General features: G+C 56.8%; 19 protein-coding genes. 13 read left to right on the forward strand and 6 right to left on the reverse strand.

Annotated elements, in window-relative coordinates; translation table 11 throughout:
* The first annotated feature begins 384 nt into the window (after positions 1 to 384).
* Genes AC5S16_RS19625 through AC5S16_RS19635 form a run of 3 tightly spaced genes read left to right on the forward strand, consistent with a single transcriptional unit; the run spans position 385 to position 2427 of the window.
* A complete protein-coding gene (locus AC5S16_RS19625) occupies positions 385 to 771 on the forward strand; it encodes a GntR family transcriptional regulator (protein WP_493931810.1) in 387 nt (128 codons plus the stop codon).
* Entirely contained in the window at positions 768 to 1673 is a 906-nt protein-coding gene (locus tag AC5S16_RS19630; protein WP_493931811.1) for an ABC transporter ATP-binding protein, read from the forward strand. The genes AC5S16_RS19625 and AC5S16_RS19630 overlap by 4 nt, the downstream gene beginning before the upstream one ends.
* The gene (locus tag AC5S16_RS19635) at positions 1648 to 2427 is read left to right on the forward strand and encodes a hypothetical protein (protein WP_493931812.1); all 780 of its coding nucleotides are present in this window, start codon (positions 1648 to 1650) and stop codon (positions 2425 to 2427) included. Before AC5S16_RS19630 ends, AC5S16_RS19635 begins: the two co-directional genes overlap by 26 nt.
* A 94-nt stretch (positions 2428 to 2521) precedes the next feature.
* Here AC5S16_RS19635 and AC5S16_RS19640 read toward each other — a convergent pair whose 3' ends face one another.
* The gene (locus tag AC5S16_RS19640) at positions 2522 to 2935 is read right to left on the reverse strand and encodes a type II toxin-antitoxin system HicB family antitoxin (RefSeq protein ID WP_493931813.1); all 414 of its coding nucleotides are present in this window, start codon (positions 2933 to 2935) and stop codon (positions 2522 to 2524) included.
* Between the two features lie 9 nt (positions 2936 to 2944).
* The gene (locus AC5S16_RS19645) at positions 2945 to 3094 is read right to left on the reverse strand and encodes a type II toxin-antitoxin system HicA family toxin (RefSeq protein WP_493932045.1); all 150 of its coding nucleotides are present in this window, start codon (positions 3092 to 3094) and stop codon (positions 2945 to 2947) included.
* Between the two features lie 144 nt (positions 3095 to 3238).
* Between AC5S16_RS19645 and AC5S16_RS19650 the strand changes: the two genes are divergently transcribed.
* Together AC5S16_RS19650 and AC5S16_RS19655 are read left to right on the forward strand one after the other, a co-directional pair.
* Complete coding sequence (locus AC5S16_RS19650) at positions 3239 to 3520, forward strand: acylphosphatase (protein WP_493931814.1); 282 nt, start codon at positions 3239 to 3241, stop codon at positions 3518 to 3520.
* Positions 3521 to 3527: 7 nt separating this feature from the next.
* Positions 3528 to 4067 (forward strand): adenine phosphoribosyltransferase, encoded by a 540-nt coding sequence (locus AC5S16_RS19655; protein WP_493931815.1) that lies wholly within the window; start codon positions 3528 to 3530, stop codon positions 4065 to 4067.
* Between the two features lie 126 nt (positions 4068 to 4193).
* Here the strand turns inward: AC5S16_RS19655 and AC5S16_RS19660 are convergent, their stop codons facing one another.
* Together AC5S16_RS19660 and pckA are read right to left on the reverse strand one after the other, a co-directional pair.
* Positions 4194 to 4451: a hypothetical protein gene (locus tag AC5S16_RS19660; RefSeq protein WP_493931816.1), complete on the reverse strand. Its 258-nt coding sequence runs from the start codon at positions 4449 to 4451 to the stop codon at positions 4194 to 4196.
* Positions 4452 to 4593: 142 nt separating this feature from the next.
* Positions 4594 to 6180: a phosphoenolpyruvate carboxykinase (ATP) gene (pckA, locus tag AC5S16_RS19665; protein WP_493931817.1), complete on the reverse strand. Its 1587-nt coding sequence runs from the start codon at positions 6178 to 6180 to the stop codon at positions 4594 to 4596.
* A 282-nt stretch (positions 6181 to 6462) separates the two neighbouring features.
* Between pckA and AC5S16_RS19670 the strand changes: the two genes are divergently transcribed.
* Positions 6463 to 7398 carry an NAD-dependent epimerase/dehydratase family protein gene (locus AC5S16_RS19670; RefSeq protein ID WP_493931818.1) on the forward strand — a complete coding sequence of 312 codons (936 nt, stop codon included), beginning with the start codon at positions 6463 to 6465 and terminating at the stop codon, positions 7396 to 7398.
* A gap of 146 nt (positions 7399 to 7544) precedes the next feature.
* Positions 7545 to 7895 carry a CxxC-x17-CxxC domain-containing protein gene (locus tag AC5S16_RS19675; RefSeq protein ID WP_493931819.1) on the forward strand — a complete coding sequence of 117 codons (351 nt, stop codon included), beginning with the start codon at positions 7545 to 7547 and terminating at the stop codon, positions 7893 to 7895.
* Between the two features lie 98 nt (positions 7896 to 7993).
* Here the strand turns inward: AC5S16_RS19675 and AC5S16_RS19680 are convergent, their stop codons facing one another.
* Positions 7994 to 8425, reverse strand: coding sequence for a hypothetical protein (locus tag AC5S16_RS19680; RefSeq protein WP_493931820.1), 432 nt, complete (start codon positions 8423 to 8425; stop codon positions 7994 to 7996).
* Between the two features lie 111 nt (positions 8426 to 8536).
* On the opposite strand from AC5S16_RS19680, the gene AC5S16_RS19685 reads away from it, so the two are divergent.
* The 6 genes from AC5S16_RS19685 (at position 8537) to AC5S16_RS19710 (ending at position 15451) form a co-directional block, all read left to right on the forward strand.
* Positions 8537 to 8917, forward strand: a complete 381-nt coding sequence (locus AC5S16_RS19685; RefSeq protein ID WP_493931821.1) for a TraR/DksA family transcriptional regulator — start codon at positions 8537 to 8539, stop codon at positions 8915 to 8917.
* Between the two features lie 239 nt (positions 8918 to 9156).
* A complete protein-coding gene (locus AC5S16_RS19690) occupies positions 9157 to 10596 on the forward strand; it encodes a TolC family protein (protein ID WP_493931822.1) in 1440 nt (479 codons plus the stop codon).
* Between the two features lie 11 nt (positions 10597 to 10607).
* Positions 10608 to 10859, forward strand: a complete 252-nt coding sequence (locus tag AC5S16_RS19695; RefSeq protein WP_493931823.1) for a YtcA family lipoprotein — start codon at positions 10608 to 10610, stop codon at positions 10857 to 10859.
* Positions 10860 to 10868: 9 nt separating this feature from the next.
* Entirely contained in the window at positions 10869 to 12101 is a 1233-nt protein-coding gene (locus AC5S16_RS19700; RefSeq protein WP_493931824.1) for an HlyD family secretion protein, read from the forward strand.
* Position 12102: 1 nt separating this feature from the next.
* A complete protein-coding gene (locus AC5S16_RS19705; protein WP_493931825.1) occupies positions 12103 to 14244 on the forward strand; it encodes a hypothetical protein in 2142 nt (713 codons plus the stop codon).
* A gap of 466 nt (positions 14245 to 14710) precedes the next feature.
* Positions 14711 to 15451, forward strand: coding sequence for a tetratricopeptide repeat protein (locus AC5S16_RS19710; protein ID WP_493931826.1), 741 nt, complete (start codon positions 14711 to 14713; stop codon positions 15449 to 15451).
* A 47-nt stretch (positions 15452 to 15498) separates the two neighbouring features.
* Here the strand turns inward: AC5S16_RS19710 and AC5S16_RS19715 are convergent, their stop codons facing one another.
* Positions 15499 to 16317: a hypothetical protein gene (locus AC5S16_RS19715; protein WP_493931827.1), complete on the reverse strand. Its 819-nt coding sequence runs from the start codon at positions 16315 to 16317 to the stop codon at positions 15499 to 15501.
* Positions 16318 to 16341: the final 24 nt, after the last annotated feature.

Below are 16341 nucleotides of genomic sequence, written 5' to 3' on the forward strand. Positions count from 1 at the left end.
TTGCAATTATGTTCCCAGGCGCCAGAATCCATTTATGGCCGCCGGCCAAACCAAACATCAGTTGGATCTGGGAAGTACTCCAAGGCAAAGGAATCAAGAGCGAACAAACAACGCTCTTCCAGCGCCTGTTACTCGAACGGCACTCTTGAAGTTAAACCTGTAACGATATCAGGTCAATACTTTTTTTATAGATGGTTCGATGATTTTCTCCCGAAAATGGAATTTTTCTTTACGTCTGGCCTATCGATGCTATCTTTGCGCCAAGCTCGGCCCTTTTCATTGAAAATCCAGTGGTTCTACGGTGAATCCAGCCTCTTTTCGGTCTCTAAAACATGAAAACAACACTTGACGAATTTTAAAATTGTATTATTGTACTAATACAAAATGATTATCCGCGTCCAGCCCGCACTTGGCGTTCCGATCTACCTGCAGATCGAGTCGCAGGTGAAGCACGCTATTGCGGCGGGAGCATTGAAACAGGACGATGCTCTGCCACCGGTGCGCAAGCTGGCGGCTGAATTGCGGATCAATCCGAATACGGTCGCCCGGGCTTACCAGAATCTGGAGCGCGACGGCATCCTGCGCAGCGTGCCCGGAGGCGGGTGCTACGTCAACGGCCAGAGCCCGGGGCTGTTGCGGACTGAAAAACTGCGGCGTCTGAAGCCGATGGCGACACAACTTGCTGTAGAGGCGAAACACCTCGTGCTTTCCAAGGAAGATTTGGTTCAGTTGCTCGAAAGCTCGTATGAAGAACTGGGAGAAGGGCAATGAGCGATTCTGTTATCCAGACGCAGTCACTGAAAAAGTACTTCGGCGAAACGCGCGCCGTCGATGACCTTGACCTGCATGTTCCGCGCGGCGCGATTTATGGTTTTCTCGGCCGCAACGGGGCGGGGAAGACAACTACGATCCGCATGCTGGCCGGCCTTGCGCATCCCACGAGCGGCGAGATGCGCGTGCTGGGGCTTGATCCGCAGACGGAGCGGATTGCTGTTCTCGAACGCACTGGATTTGTGATCGACAGGATGCTGATTCCCTGGATGTCGGGAAATGATCTGGTGCGATTCAACCGCGGCTTTTATCCGCGCTGGTCGGATGACCTGGCAGCTAAGTATGCCGAGGCGCTCGAAATCCCGATGAAGCGGAAGTTTCGCAAGCTCTCGACGGGAAACCAGACCAAGCTGTGCCTGCTGCTGGCGCTGGCGCAGGGAGCCGAGGTGCTGATGCTCGACGAGCCGACGGCCGGGCTCGATCCGGTAGTGACAGACCAGTTGCTGCGAGTGCTGGTGGACGACTTTACGAATGAAGGGCGGACGCTGTTTCTCTCTTCGCATCATCTTTCTGAAGTCGAGCGGGTGGCGGACTGGGTGGGGATTATCGACCAGGGCAAGCTGCTGCTTGAAGCGCGACTGGATGATGTGCGGGCGAACTTCCGCAGGGTGCGGGTGGCTGGCGAGAATCTTTCGGTTGACTCGGGCAGCGAAGTCTTCCGGACGAAAACCGGCGAAGGCACAACGGAATTTGTGCTGCGCGCGCATGCGGATGCCTTTGTGAGTGAGCTGCGGCAGCAGGGCGCGATGGTGCTCGATGTTCTGCCTATGAATCTTTCCGAGATCTTTCTCGAGGTGGTGGGAAAGGGGGAACCGCATGTACCTGTGGAAGTATTGGCGTGAGAGCCGAGTTGTGTTTGGGGTTGCGGTATTGCTGATTGCTTTTCTTTTTGTGCAGGTCCTTCGGGAGCACATGCCGGGGAATGGCACTGCGCAGCTGGAAGGCATTTCGATGATGTTTGTTGCGGCCTTATATTTTCAGGCTGTGGTGTTCAGCTTATTTGGCTGGGCCTTCGGCAGTTTCGGTGTTGGACGCGATCTGGGAGAAAAGAGCGGGTCGTATCTCTTCAGCAAGCCGCGGAGCCGCGCATTTTTTGTCTGGTCAGACTGGGGATACGGCATGTTGCAGTTGTTCATTATCCTCATTCTTGCCAACCTGGTTTTCTTATTTCAGATACATCTGTTATCAGGCATTGTGACGGATCCGATGCCGGGTTATCTGCGGTTTCCGAATCGGGCCGTTCCTTTTTATCAGGTCGTGCTTACGACATTTTGTGCTGAGTTCCTAGTGGTGGGCCTGGTATTCAGTCTTACGTATTTCTTTACGGTGCTGATGAAACATTCTCGTGGTGTTCTTGCAGGGGCTGCGGTGATTACTGGCTATCTGGTGGGTGGGGTTGTGCTTCATCACTACTGGCCAGGCATCAAATTGCCCGGCCTCGTTGTTCAGGAATTCACCTTCAATACAGGACCTCGCCATAGCATCGTGTTTACAGGAATTGCTGATCATCTGTGGCTACCAATGATCATTCGTGCCGGTATAGTCTTGCTGTTCCCGCTGGCTTCGCAAATGCTTTTGGAGCGAAGGGACATTTAGAGGTGCCGACTGTGAGCTCCAGCTTGCGTGCATGCTCCGCATCTGAAAAAGACTTCGCGTCCAGCGGAACGCGCAGGTAGATACTAGCTATGACTTATACTGCGCGGATTTCCAGAGTTTTGCCCAGGGCTTTCATGGCCGACGCGATTCCATCGATTCTGGACGTGTGCCGGATATCGGTCAGCCTGTTTACCTCTTGCGGTGTTGTATGCAGCCGGCGCGCCAGATCTGCCGGGCGAACCTTCTGATCAATCATTTCATTCAGCAACAGCACCTTTGCCGACATGCTTGCGGGCAATTCCACGAATTCTTTGCTGCGCTTCGTGCGGGACGGCAATGGAACTGTGCGATGCTCTTCAAAATAGAAGTCGAGCGCTGTTTCAAGGGCATTTAAAGCAGCGCGCCTTGCCTCCTCGATGCTTCTCCCCTGCGTGACGGCTTCCGGAATATGGGGAAAGGTTACGAGGAAATATTTCCCGTCCTTCTTGATGTTGATTGGGTATCGCATCCAGTCCTCCTACTTCAGCCCAAGCTGCTTTTTGATGGCATTGACAAGCCCGGTTCCGAGTTCCTTGTTGTGCATAGGTAAAACAGAATTCCTGCCATTCAGATAGACCTTGAGGTGAGAACCTTTACCGGGTTTGAATATTGCTCCCTGATCAGCCAGCCAACCAACGTTTGAACTCGCTGCTTTTCACAATACTGTTATAAGCAAAATTGTTTATATTTACAACAGATCGAGAGGTGGTCGTATCCCGCCTTGCGTAGATGCGCGGCATCTGAAAAACTTGTCTCGGTCCTGTCTTACTTTATGGTTCGGCATTATCTTGTGAAAGGCCGTGTGCAGGGAGTGGGGTTTCGCTGGTATGTGCATCGCGAAGCCGCCTCGATTGGACTGCGCGGCTGGGTGCGAAATACCGAAGACGGCCATGTTGAGGTTGTCGCTGCGGGCGAGCCGGAGGACCTGGCTGCGTTGCGCGAGTCGCTCGATAAAGGATCGCGCGGCAGCCGCGTCGATCATGTCATCGAGCACGAACTCAGCGAGCAGGAAGCCGAAGACCTGGGACCATTTCAGATTGAAGGAGCCTGGTAAATCCAGCATGAACCATTCTCTTGATTGCGAGCCTCTGAAGGCTCTTGTCCGCACTGTGCCTGACTTCCCCAAGCCGGGGATTCTCTTTTACGACATCACGACGCTGCTCAAGGACCAGATCGGATTTGCGCAGCTGATCGATGCGCTGGCGGCGCACTACATCGGCAGGGACATTGATCTTGTCCTGGGCATTGAAGCGCGCGGATTCATCTTCGGGCCGGCGCTGGCCTATCGGCTGAATGCCGGATTTGTGCCGGTGCGCAAGCCGCGCAAGCTTCCTGCCCAGGTGGCGCGCGTGACATACGACCTTGAGTATGGGACGGATTCGCTCGAGATTCATCTGGACGCGATCGAGCCGGGACAGAAGGTGGTGATTGTCGATGACCTTCTCGCTACCGGCGGCACAATGGAGGCAACCGTGAAGCTGGTGCAGCAGCTGGGCGGGCATATCGCCGGGCTGGGGTTTGCGGTGGAGCTGGATTTCCTCAAAGGACGCGAGAAGTTCAAGGACTACGACGTGTTCAGTCTTCTGCACTATGCGGAGTAGGTGCTTCCCGCACGGGGACACGCGCCTCCGGCGCCATCCTGCTTGTGCCGACCGACGGTGGCTTTCCTCATCGCTCCCGTTGGTCGCTAATTTCTTTCGTTGGATACAGTGCTGCCCAAGAGCGGGTCACTCAGTCACGCGCAACTTCTCTTCCAGTTTTAAATAGCCTTTGCGGCGGAACCAGTCTTCCATGGCTGCTTGCAGGCGGTTGAGCGGCACGCGGTAGCCTGCTTCGAGCAGGCCGTCGGCGATGGGCAGGGTGTCGTCGAAGAGGGCGTCGTTAGTAAAGTTGCGCATGGCGAAATTGTCGATCCATGCGATGGGGCAGGGGTGCGCTGCTCCGGTTAGGTCGATGCGGTTGATTTGCAGCTTTCGGGTGAACATGTTTCAAGCTAATGCAATCCTGGTGGCTTCCGCGTTCTTTTTGCTGCGATCGATATCCAGCCGACCTATGGTCGGCCTCGCACGAACGCTAGTTCGTGCGGGTCCTTCGACTTCGCTCAGGATGACAACTTTGAGGGTCAGTTTACTTCCGTGATTTGGGGCCTGCGGAGCGGATGTTTTCCGGCGCATCGAATTTAGCGAAGTTTTCTTCGAACTTGGCTGCGAGCAGTCTGGCCTGCTTGTCATAGGCCTGCTTGTCGGCCCAGGCGTTGCGCGGGTTGAGGATTTCGCCTGGCACGTCGGGGCATGACGTTGGAATCGAAAGGCCGAAGGCATCTTCGGTGACGTACTCGGCTTTGGCGAGGCGTCCGTCGAGAGCAGCGTGCACCATGGCGCGCGTGTGCCTGAGGCTCATGCGCTTGCCGGTGCCGAAGGCGCCGCCGGTCCATCCGGTGTTTACGAGCCAGCACTGCGCGTCGTGCTGCTGGAGGCGGCGGCCCAGCATTTCCGCGTAGGTGCGCGGCGCGAGGGGCAGGAAGGGCGATCCGAAGCATGCGGAGAATTCGGGCACGGGCTCGCTGCCGAGGCCGGCTTCAGTTCCAGCGAGCTTGGCGGTGTATCCGGAGAGGAAGTGATACATGGCCTGCTCAGGAGTGAGCTTGGCGATGGGAGGCAGTACGCCGAAGGCATCGGCGGCGAGGAAGAGCACATTCTTCGGATGGCCTCCGACACCGGGGATGACGGCGTTGGCGATGAACTCGATGGGATAGGCGGCGCGCGTGTTTTCGGTGTAGCGAATGTCGGAGTAGTCCGGCATGCGTGTCTTCGCGTCGATCACAACGTTTTCGAGCACCGAGCCGAAGCGGATGGCGTGGTAAATCTGCGGCTCTTTTTCTTCGGAGAGATCGACGCACTTGGCGTAGCATCCACCTTCGAAATTGAAAACGCCGGTGGGGCTCCAGCCATGCTCGTCGTCGCCGATCAGCCGCCTTAACGGATCGGCGGAGAGGGTGGTTTTGCCGGTGCCGGAGAGTCCGAAGAAGAGCGCGGTTTCACCGTTCGCGCCGATGTTGGCAGAGCAGTGCATGGGGAAGACATCGCGCTGCGGCAGGAGGAAATTCATCACGCCGAAGATCGACTTCTTCATCTCGCCGGCATACTTCGTGCCGCCGATGAGGATGATTCTGCGGGTGAAATCGGCGAGGATGAATGTGCCGGATTTGGTTCCGTCGCGCTCGGGCACAGCTTCAAATTCCGGAGCGGCGATGACGGTAAATTCTGCCGCGTGTTTTTCGAGTTCCGCAAAAGTCGGGCGGACGAAGAGCTGTTTTACAAAGAGCGCATGCCATGCGTATTCGGCGATGACGGTGATGGGCAGCCGGTATGCGGGATCAGCGCCGGCGTAGAGATCCATGACGTAGAGATCGCGCTCGGCCATGTGCTTCACAACGCGGTCGAGCAATGCATCGAACTTTGCGGAGTCAAAGCGCTGGTTGACTTTTCCCCAGTCCACAATGGTGCGAGTTACGTCATCTTCTACGGTGAACTTGTCGCGAGGGGAGCGGCCGGTGCGCGCGCCGGTGAGCGCTACAAGCGCGCCGTTGGCAGCGAGACTGGCTTCGCCGCGGGCGATGGATGCTTCCACAAGCTGCGGTGTGGAGAGATTGCGGTGGACGTGCGGGCCTTCGATAAGAAGGCCCATATCGGCAGCCACGGTGGCAGCTCCCATGTGATACGCTCCTTTGGGGCAAACCATCTATTGTGCCATTCGCCTGAGCGCCATGGCAAAACAGTACAGCGCATGTCTAATTGGGTCAATTTGAATTTCCCTCGGCGGCTAAAGCCGCATTGGATTTCGGGCACTTACGGCACGGCTGAAGCCGTGCCCCTTCAAAACTGATCAAACTGACCCACTACTCAGCGCATGTCTAATGTATACGATGTGTTCTGCTTGTGTGTATAAGATGCATTCTGTTTGCGCATTTGAAATAGTGTTTTGAGAGGACGGGCCATGGAAGAGATTGCTCTGGTGGGAGCGGCAGGCGGTCTAGGAAAGGCCGTTGCCGATGTGCTTCGCGCGAAAGGAAAAGCGTATCGCGTGATCGGCCGCTCGGAGGCATCGCTGCGCAGGTCATTCGGCAATGATGCGCAGGCGACGATTGCCGTCTGGAATCCGGATGACCCGGATTCCGTGAAGCAGGCGCTCGATGGAATAGACACGGCGATTTATATGGTCGGCGTGAATTATTGGCAGTTCGAGCTGCATCCGCAGTTGATGAAGAAGACGCTCGATGGCGCGATTGCCGCTGGAGTGAAGAAGCTGCTGCTGATCGGCACGGTGTATCCCTATGGACTGCCGCAGACCGAGCGCGTGAGCGAAGACCACCCGCGTAATCCGCATACCTTTAAAGGCCGCATGCGCAAGGAGCAGGAAGACCTGGTACTCGCAGCGCACGCATCCGGCAAACTGCAGACAGCGATTCTGCGCCTGCCTGATTTTTATGGCCCCGGCGTAGACAAGAGTTTTCTGTGGAGCGCATTTCAAGGAGCGAAGAAAGGCAAGCGGGCGGAACTGGTCGGCCCGATCGATACGCCGCATGAGTTCGTCTTTCTTCCGGATGCGGCGGTGACGATCGTGCGCCTGATTGCCGAGCCGCGGGCGTGGGGAAGCGCGTGGAATCTGGGCGGAGCGGGCGCGACGTCAGTCCATGAGATGGTGAATGAAATTTTTGCGCAGGCGGGACGGAAGCCGAAATATATCGTTGCGGGGAAGGCGATGCTGCGGATTTTCGGACTATTCAATCCTATGATGCGCGAACTGGTGGAGATGCATTACTTACAGACGTCGCCGGTGATTCTGGACGATACGCGGCTGAAAAACCTTTTGAGTGGATTGACAAAAACTTCCTATAAAGAAGGCATCCGGCAGACGCTGGCAACAATCTAGGTAGCTAACGGGCAAGGAAGTGCGATAATAGGCAAACCAACCGTCGAACCGCTGCTCAGATTTTCTGCCGGTCTCCTCTCTAGGTATCGGGAATAGATCAGGGAACTATCTCCAGTCGGGAAAACAGGAAAGGCAAGGAACTAACAATGGCTGGAGATTTGCAACTTACGTGCAGCGACTGCGGGCAGGAATTTATCTTTACAGAGGCCGACCAGGCGTTCTTTCAGGAACGTGGTTACTCGACACCCAAGCGGTGCAAGCCGTGCCGCCAGGCAAAGAAGAATGAGCAGCATGGCGGGGGGGGCGGCGGCGGATACCGTCAGTCGTTCTCGCAGGGAACAACGGTGGTCTGCGCCGGATGCGGCCAGCAGACCACGGTTCCATTTGAGCCACGGGGCGACCGTCCTGTGTTCTGCAAGAGCTGCTACCAGGCGCAGGCAGGAGGAGGCCGCGGGCCTAGCAGAGGCGGGCGTGGTGGCGGGCGCGGGCGGTATTGATTTCAAGGCCCGCTGAGTTTCACGGAGAGAGTGCAATAAACCCCAGGTTACCCTTGGCGCTGCTCAGGGGAACCTGGGGTTTGTCGATGTCCTAATTATCAGGGAACGGGCTGGGCATCGCTTGTAGCAGGTATAGTCGGCAGCTTGCTGGTGTGGCCGGCTTCATGCAGCACCACGTCGAGATGCTCCAATACTTCATCGACGCTCATGGTGTACATCTCGCGCCCATTGTCGTAGCCGGACTCGATGGCCTGCTTGAGATAGTGGCCAGCGGTTTGCGCGGCGAGCTGGTCGGTAATGACATTGCCGGTGCGCTTTTTCTGTTCTACCCAGGCCGTGCAGGGCATGGCGATCCATACCGGCCTTCCATTCACATCAAAACGGATATCAACGGCATCAGCATGGCGCGTGGCGATGGCGACGACATTTGCCCTCCAGCGGCAGTGCAGATCTTCGCCAGTCCAATGGTCGGTAACGTGGAAATCTTCGTACATGGCTGATTCCAGCGTATACGGGTAGAGTCGCGGCATCAAGCTCGGCAGAAAAAACTGAAAATTCGAACAAATTTTCAGGCACATTGTGCGTCCAATATCTGTCATGCACGAAAGACAGAGTTTCGATGAGTGAAGGAGTTTGAACAAGTGACACATTCCTCTCAAACGCTGCTGCGGCTGGAAGAGAAGCTGCGTCAGCAGCAAAAAACGCTGGAGCGTTCCATGTTGACCGCCGTGGAGCAGGGACGGCAAACGGTTGCCGATGATACGCAGGATGTCGCAGACCAGGCCGTCAGCTCTTATCAGAAGGAATTCCTGTTCAGCCAGGGAACCAACGGGCACACGCAGCTGTCGCTGATTCGTTTTGCGCTCAAGCGTCTGCATGAAGGCGACTACGGCGAATGCCTGAACTGTGGCAATCCGATCGGAGAGAAGCGTCTTGAAGCAGTACCGTGGACTCCGGTCTGCATCTCCTGCCAGGAGAAGATCGAAAACGGCGAGATCGAAGATCCGGTGCGCGCCGCATAAGCGTACTTATAGGTGCAACTGACGGAGGTGGCCTTCACAGGCCGCCTCTTTGCATCTCGGAAGGCAGGCGAGCGGCACTTGAGCAGCAGAACGTCGCACCCAACGGCCATTCATTTTGCCTAGCTTCTCACGTGTGTCGACGATGCAGAAGCCGCAATTGATTAGTTGCCGAGTTCGTTATTGTTCCTGTAGGACTAACGCGTGCACAATGAAGGCGGAATTGCTTTCTACGATTTCGAATGCGCGAAATTTTACGGGCTACGGCATCAGCTTTGTTCCTGGGTCTCGCTTTGTGGAGCGCCGGCGCTCAAAGCGCCCCTCCCGCTCCCGATAAAGTGTGGCACGATTCTTCGGAAGGGAAGCTGAGCAGGCAAATTTCCTCTCTGCCCGATACGAAATACCAAGTTGATTCGAGCAAGGTTTATGCGCTGGCTGAGCTGATCGATCTTGCGGAGCAGCATAATCCGGAGACGCGCCTTGCATGGCAGCAGGCCAAGGTGCGCGCTGCTTCTTTAGGGATTGCTCGCAGCGCGCTCTTTCCAACGATCGCGGCGGTGGCTCTGGCCAACACCGCGAGGGTACGTGTTCTCTTCAACTCCGATTTCTTCCGTCAGACCTACGGCACTTTCTCGCCTGAAGTTCATCTTGAATATCTCATCCTGGACTTTGGAGGCAGGAGCGGCAGGATCGATGAGGCAAAGGCGAATCTATTGGCCGCTGATCTTGCTTTTAACGACACGCATCGCAAGATTATCTTTCAGGTGATGGCGGCCTATTACAAGCTATTGAATGCGATTGGTCAGCGGGCGGCGGCTGAGGTGAGTCTCAAGAACGCGCAGGCGGTTCAGGAAGATGCCGAGGCGCGCCTGAGCCATGGGCTCGCGACCAAGCCCGATGTGCTGGAAGCGCAGGCGGCGACGGCACAGGCGCAGTATGATCTGCAGGCAGCGGTTGGCGGCGAAGAAATTGCGCGCGGCGATCTGGCAACGATCATGGGTCTGCCTCCCGATACCGCACTACAGGTGGAAGACATCAGCAAGCTGAATATGCCGGGCGAGCTTGCAGATTCGGTGAACAGCGCAATCGACCGCGCTTTTGAGCAGCGCCCCGATCTTAAAGAGCAGGTAGCGAAATTACGGGCTTCCGATGCAGCGGTGAAGCAGTCGCGGTCTACTTATTTTCCGTCGCTGACTCTCAGCGGCGATGGCGGCATGGCGCGGCAGTACGGCAGGCAGGACCTGCTGCCTCAGTCTTATGCCACTGGCGAGACGTGGAATGTAAGCCTGGCGTTGAAGTGGACCATCTTTGATGGAACGCGCCGCGAGCATGAGATTGCCGCAGCGAAGGCAGAAAAAGCGGCGACGCAGGCTGAGATCGATTCGCTGCGAGATCAGATTGCCAACGATGTGTGGGCAGCGTATTCGAATGTGAAGACTGCGCAGAGGCAGCAGCAGGCCGCTGCCGCGCTGCTGACTTCTGCGGACCAGTCGTATGCTGCGGCGCGCGAGTCATACAGCTATGGGGTGAGAAATCTGCTGGATGTGGTCGCCGCGCAGAAGGCACTGGCTCAGGCACGATCAGAAGATGTAGGCGCGCGGGCACAGCTGCTGCTGCAGTCGGCGAACCTTGCGTTTGAGACGGGCGATTTGATTGCGGCTCCTCCGAGGAAAGGTCCCTGATGAAAGGCTTGATGAAGACAATGGCTGCGATGGGCATGCTGCTTCTGCTTGGCGGATGCGAGCGCGCGCCGTCCTTCAACATACTTGGATCATTTTTTCCCGCGTGGCTTTTCTGCATTGTTATGGGCATTCTTCTGGCCGCGATTGCCTATTGGCTCTTTACGCGCCTGAAGATCGAGCAGGAAATCAAGCCCTCGATTGTTGTTTATCCTTGCCTGGCTGCATTTTTTGCGTGCACACTTTGGCTGGTTTTTTTCAGGTAGACCGAGGAGATGATGGAGCCGACTGAATCGGAAGAAAAACGCCGTGCGATTGGACGCATCATCAGTGTTGCATCGATCCTGTGCGCGATTGCGGCCGGACTGCTGGTGGTGCGGGACAACACGCAGAATCCGCGCACGGATGATGCGGAGGTCTTTGCCAACTTCATCGGTGTTGCGCCTGTGGTCAGCGGGCCGATCATGAAGCTGAACATTGCCGACAACCAGCAGGTGAAGCAGGGAGATCTGCTCTTTGATATCGATGAGCGACCTTATGCCTATGCACTTGAACAGGCCAAGTCGCAGCATGCCGCACTGGAAGGCCAGATCGTCGATGAGCGGCGCACGATCGCTTCGCAGATGAGCGCGGTGGACGTAGCAAGGTCGAGCACCAAAAGCTCCGAGGCTGCAGTAGTGCGGGCATCGGCTGCTGTAGATGAAGCAAAGGCAGGCGTTGCGAATGCGAAAGCCGCGGTGGACCGCGCCAGCGCCGAGCTTGCCTATGCGACGAATAATCTCCAGCGCATCGAACCGCTGCTGGCCAAGCAGTTTGTCACTGTCGACCAGGTGGACCAGGCGAAGACACTGCAGGCCACGCGTCAGCAGGCCCTGCAACAGGCACGTTCGCAGCTCGCCCTTTCGCAGGCGGGGCTTGATTCGGCGCAGGCGCAGTACAGGCAGGCGGAGGCCATGCTCGAGCAGAGCCACAACCAGGTACAGCAGGCGTCCCATGCCGTCACTACTCTGGAGCCCCTTGTGGCACAGCGCTCCGGACGAAGCGCTGCCATTGACCAGGCGCAGTACAACTTCGACAACTGCAGGTTCTATGCGCCATTCGATGGGCGGGTCACGAACCTTACGATCTCAGAAGGCGCGTATGCGCATGCGGGGCAGGAGGTCTTTACAATGATCGACACGCGCGTCTGGTGGGTGGTCGCGAATTTCCGCGAGACGCAACTGCACCATATCCGCCCTGGGATGGATGCTGATGTGTATGTGCTTTCGCGGCCGAATGTCCGGCTGCATGGCGTTGTGGACAGCGTTGGATTCGGCGTGACGCCAGATGCCGATATCGTTGGCCGCATCTCGCAGGGCCTGCCCGATGTGCAGCGCACGCTGAACTGGGTTCATCTGGCTTCGCGTTTTCCAGTGCGCGTGCGGATTGAAACGGGGCCGTCCGATCTCTTCCGCCTGAGCGAGTCTGCGATCGTCATTATTCGCGGCGGTTCATCTTTGCGGAAATAACATGGCCACTGCTGCCACCGTTACGCGCACCGATACCAGGAGCTTCACGGCATGGTTTGCCGACTTCCTGCGCAGCGAACTTGCGCCCTATCCCGGGCGCGGCGCGGTCGTAGCGCGCATGGTGATTGCGGCTACTATCAGCATGATCCTCATCATGACGTTCCGCATTCCCAACGGAGCGACCGGGCCGCTTTATGCTTTTCTCATCTCGCGCGAGAACCTTGTTTCCTCGGCGAAGTCTGCGCTGAATGTCATCATCGCCTTTGGTCTGGGCACCATTTTCATTCCCATTGGCGCGGCGATGTTCGCATCGATTCCGTTCACGCATTTTCTGTGGGAAGCATTCAGCATCTTCCTCATTTTCTTTCTGATCCGCACGCTGTCGAATTACAGCATTGCCAGCGGGCTTGGCTTGATGGCAACCTCCGCGATTGCGATCTGGTATCTTCCTGGTCCGGCTGAACTGAATGTAGAGCGCACGCTGTGGCAGGTGCTTTCGCCGGCGCTTGGGGCTGCCGTCACCTTTGCGGTCGAAGCCGTTTTTCATGCATTCAACAAGCAGGATGAACTGCTTACCGGCGTGGACACGCGGCTTGAGGCAATTGAAATGATGCTTCAGGACTATGCGAGCGGCGCTCCTGTTTCACGCAAGACCGAGCAGAACCTTACGCGATTTGCGATGACAGGGGCAAGCATGCTGCGCAGGCTGGTGGCGCGCACAAACTATGCACAGCTGTATCGTGCGCAGATGACAGCTGTGGTATCGCTCGTTGCGCGCTCGATCGATTTTGCCGCCGGAATGATTCATGCATACCGTACTGTGCCGGAGGAAGACAGGGCGCTTGCAGCAAATATGGCGCAGGAGGTTGCGAAGATTCGAGAGTGCATGAAGACCGGAAGCAAGCCGCCGGTGATGAAACAAGGCGCTACGGAATCGAGCATCTCCCTGTTGCGCGAACTCGAAGAGATGATTGGGCTGATTCCGCGCGCATTTGAAGGTTCTACTTCTCTTGAGGCATTTCGCGCTTTCGCGCATGTGCCGGAAGAAAAGACTTCCGGCTTCCTGGTGCGGGATGCTTTTACGAATCCGGAGCACCTGCATTATGCGCTGGCGGGTTGTCTGGCGGGCATGCTTTGCTACATATTCTATGTCTCGCTTGCCTGGCCCGGCCTGGCGACTTCAGTGACCACCTGCGTGCTGACGGCATTGTCGAATGTGGGCTCCTCGCGGCAGAAGCAGGTGCTGCGTTTCGCGGGAGCGGTGATCGGCGGGTTTGTCTTCGGCATGGGCGCTCAGATTTTTGTTCTGCCCTATATCGATTCCATCACCGGCTTCACTTTGTTGTTTGTGCCTGTCTCATTAGTGGCCGCGTGGGTTGCGACGGCAGGCTCTCGTCTTTCTTATTGCGGACTCCAGATCGCGCTGGCTTTCTACCTGGTTCATGTGAACGACTTCACCATCCAGACCTCGCTCTCCATTGCCCGCGACCGTGTGCTTGGCGTGCTGCTGGGGATCGCCATGATGTGGGTGGTCTTTGACCGCTTGCAGCCGAAGACGGCGGTGGAACAGATGGTCGGAACCTTTACGAAGAATCTCCGGCTGATGGCCGACCTCGCGATTATGAAACTGCATCCGGAAGATGCAGCTGCTATTGCATCGGTGCGCAGGCTACGCGACCGCATCTACAGCAACTTTGCCACGGTGAATGCGCAGGCAGATGCAGTTCCGTTTGAGATTGGCGCGCGACGCAGCAAGCATATGGCTGCGCGCGACCGCATCCGGCGCTGGCAGGCAGCGCTACGCACCTTTTATCTGCTGGATCTTGCTCTGGTGCAGTATCGCGCCTTCGGCACAACCGCGACTCTGCCTGAGGAAATGAGGACTGCTCTCGATGCTTTTGAGAGATCCTGCGCGCAGACGCTGACCGAGATGGCTGGATATCTCGAAGGGGAACGCGAAGAGATGCTGCAGGCCCCGCCCGGAGTCATCAATGTGCCTGTGCCGGGTCCGGAACTGAAAGAAACTGCCGGCGATGACAAGCTGCACCATGCCAATATCTCTTCTCTGGTGGATGAACTGACCGGGATCCTTGCGAGAATGCGGATGGAGATGCTGGCGGCTCCGTTGTTTGCGATTGAATGATCGAAGTCAGGCTGCGCGCCATTGCGGATCCATGAACAAAGCATCCATTCCAGCGACCGGCGCAATATGAGAATCACGCCGGACCTGCCGGTAAAAACACATCGGGAGCAATCCGGGTTCTTTCAGAAAGGCATAGACTTCTTCAAACTGCCAAGGAGAAACTCTCACCGCAGAGGACACTGGAGGAGACGCGGAGGTTGGCAGAGGAAACTACTTCACCACAGAGTTCACGGAGAGCACAGAGGCTACGTTCAGGGCAGGCTCCGGACGCGGAATATATGCGGAGGTCCGCAGAGGAAATCTCTTCACTACATTTCAGGAAATTCAAATTAACCCAATGCCGATGTTCCGGCGGTTTGACCCCCTAATTTCAGACTGCTAGACTTTTTATACCTAAGCAGGCAGCCCATTTCTGAGATTGCCTGCCAGCTCTCCTGCCCTTAAGAAGGATTTTCGAAGGAACCTAGTGGATACTCAGACACGTCACGCGCTTAAGCAGGACAGTTTCGTTCAAGCGACAGCTTCCAGCATCTCCTGGCTGGACATGCATCGCTCTGCCGTCATTCGTACTTCTATCGTTGTCGTGGTGCTTGTTGGCCTCTTTTTTGCCGGATTGATTGCTTACAACAACCGCTCTGAGAGCGCGGCCAGCCTCTTCGGGCAGGCCATGGATATTTACAGCACTCCGCTGGCCCAGCCGGGGCAGCCGGCAGAACCCGGCGTGAAAACGTATGCTTCGGCGGCCGAGCGCGCCAAGGCCGCCAATCCGCTGTTTCAGCAGGTTGCCGACAAATACGGCTGGCTTGCGCAGGGCGGAAATGCCCGCTATCTGGCCGGCATGACGGCTCTCGATATGGGTCAGGCTGCCAACGGCGAGAACGATTTGAAGAAGGCAGCCGATTCGAGCGACAGCAATGTTGCTGCTCTGGCCAAGCTGGCTCTCGCAGGTGTCTATCACCAGACGGGCCGCGATGCGCAGGCGGTTGAGCTCTATCAGCAGCTGATTTCGAAGCCCTCGGCTACTGTTCCTGCCAGCCTGGCGAAGCTGCAGCTGGCCGCGCTCTACGAAAAGACCAAGCCGGACGAGGCAAAGAAGCTCTACGCCGAGATCAAGGACCAGGACAAGACGACAGCAGCCGGCCAGATTGCCACGCAGAAGCTGCAAGGCGCTGCCCAGGTCCCGGCCCAGGCGCAGCCTCAGCCATAGCTCAGGTCTATCTCCGGGAAAAAGGCCCACGACTACGTGGGTCTTTTTTATTTGGACGAGGATGTAGAGGCCAGGACCTCTTCATTTGCCGGGAAACAGCTTCGCGGTCTGCCGATCAGGTAGGTGATTCCAATTCTTCCGCCTCCTTGTTCGCCGATTTCCCATTGATATCCGTCGTTGCCCAGGCCATCCGTCAGTTCCTGCAGGTCCTCAAGCGAATACGCCCGCAGACACGAGAGGATTCCATCGACGAGTAAAGTAAAAGGGACAACCGGCAGCAGATAGGTCCACAGGATTCGCGACCAGCGAAATGGCCGCATGCGCGGGGTGACGTACCAGTTCAGTACCGGCACTGCCAGCATGGCGAATATCGTAACGGGGGTGCGTTTCGCTGCCTCGAAAACTGCGATTCCCTGATTTCGCATCACGGCGTCGGCAAGGATCGCGCGTGCCTGTGCTGGATTGAAATGGTGAAAGGTCGAGAAGATTGTACGGAAGCCATTGAGGTCTGCAGGAATCTGTTGTGCGTCTACCGGAGTGGAATAAAACTCGATTCCGGACGCGGCAGATGCCCGCATAAGAGCATCGTAATTTGGGTATTTATCAGTCAACGAGATGCTGACCGGAGATCCATCCAGGGGTGCCAGCTGCTCCTGCAATCGAATCCACGGTCCGCCTCCGCCGGAGCAGAGGTCTACGATCCGATGAGTCCCGGCTTCTTCCATAGCGGATTGCAGACGGGGCAAAATCACACGATAGCTGTTGGTATAGCTCCAGATAGCCTCCAGAGCGTCTGTCACCAGATTGCGCAGAAAGGCGGGATAGAGGCGGTGATCGTGCAGCTCAAACCACTCTTTGCGTCGCATGACACTGCGGCAAGCATAGCAGAG

The organism is Acidobacterium sp. FHG110202_01 (genome assembly GCF_059115305.1).

Coding starts and splice junctions, on each gene's coding strand:
- AC5S16_RS19625 (WP_493931810.1), top strand. CDS start 385: ATGATTATCCGCGTCCAGCCCGCACTTGGCGTTCCGATCTACCTGCAG.
- AC5S16_RS19630 (WP_493931811.1), top strand. CDS start 768: ATGAGCGATTCTGTTATCCAGACGCAGTCACTGAAAAAGTACTTCGGC.
- AC5S16_RS19635 (WP_493931812.1), top strand. CDS start 1,648: ATGTACCTGTGGAAGTATTGGCGTGAGAGCCGAGTTGTGTTTGGGGTT.
- AC5S16_RS19640 (WP_493931813.1), bottom strand. CDS start 2,935: ATGCGATACCCAATCAACATCAAGAAGGACGGGAAATATTTCCTCGTA.
- AC5S16_RS19650 (WP_493931814.1), top strand. CDS start 3,239: ATGGTTCGGCATTATCTTGTGAAAGGCCGTGTGCAGGGAGTGGGGTTT.
- AC5S16_RS19655 (WP_493931815.1), top strand. CDS start 3,528: ATGAACCATTCTCTTGATTGCGAGCCTCTGAAGGCTCTTGTCCGCACT.
- AC5S16_RS19660 (WP_493931816.1), bottom strand. CDS start 4,451: ATGTTCACCCGAAAGCTGCAAATCAACCGCATCGACCTAACCGGAGCA.
- pckA (WP_493931817.1), bottom strand. CDS start 6,180: ATGGGAGCTGCCACCGTGGCTGCCGATATGGGCCTTCTTATCGAAGGC.
- AC5S16_RS19670 (WP_493931818.1), top strand. CDS start 6,463: ATGGAAGAGATTGCTCTGGTGGGAGCGGCAGGCGGTCTAGGAAAGGCC.
- AC5S16_RS19675 (WP_493931819.1), top strand. CDS start 7,545: ATGGCTGGAGATTTGCAACTTACGTGCAGCGACTGCGGGCAGGAATTT.
- AC5S16_RS19680 (WP_493931820.1), bottom strand. CDS start 8,425: ATGCCGCGACTCTACCCGTATACGCTGGAATCAGCCATGTACGAAGAT.
- AC5S16_RS19690 (WP_493931822.1), top strand. CDS start 9,157: ATGCGCGAAATTTTACGGGCTACGGCATCAGCTTTGTTCCTGGGTCTC.
- AC5S16_RS19695 (WP_493931823.1), top strand. CDS start 10,608: ATGAAGACAATGGCTGCGATGGGCATGCTGCTTCTGCTTGGCGGATGC.
- AC5S16_RS19700 (WP_493931824.1), top strand. CDS start 10,869: ATGATGGAGCCGACTGAATCGGAAGAAAAACGCCGTGCGATTGGACGC.
- AC5S16_RS19705 (WP_493931825.1), top strand. CDS start 12,103: ATGGCCACTGCTGCCACCGTTACGCGCACCGATACCAGGAGCTTCACG.
- AC5S16_RS19715 (WP_493931827.1), bottom strand. CDS start 16,317: ATGCGACGCAAAGAGTGGTTTGAGCTGCACGATCACCGCCTCTATCCC.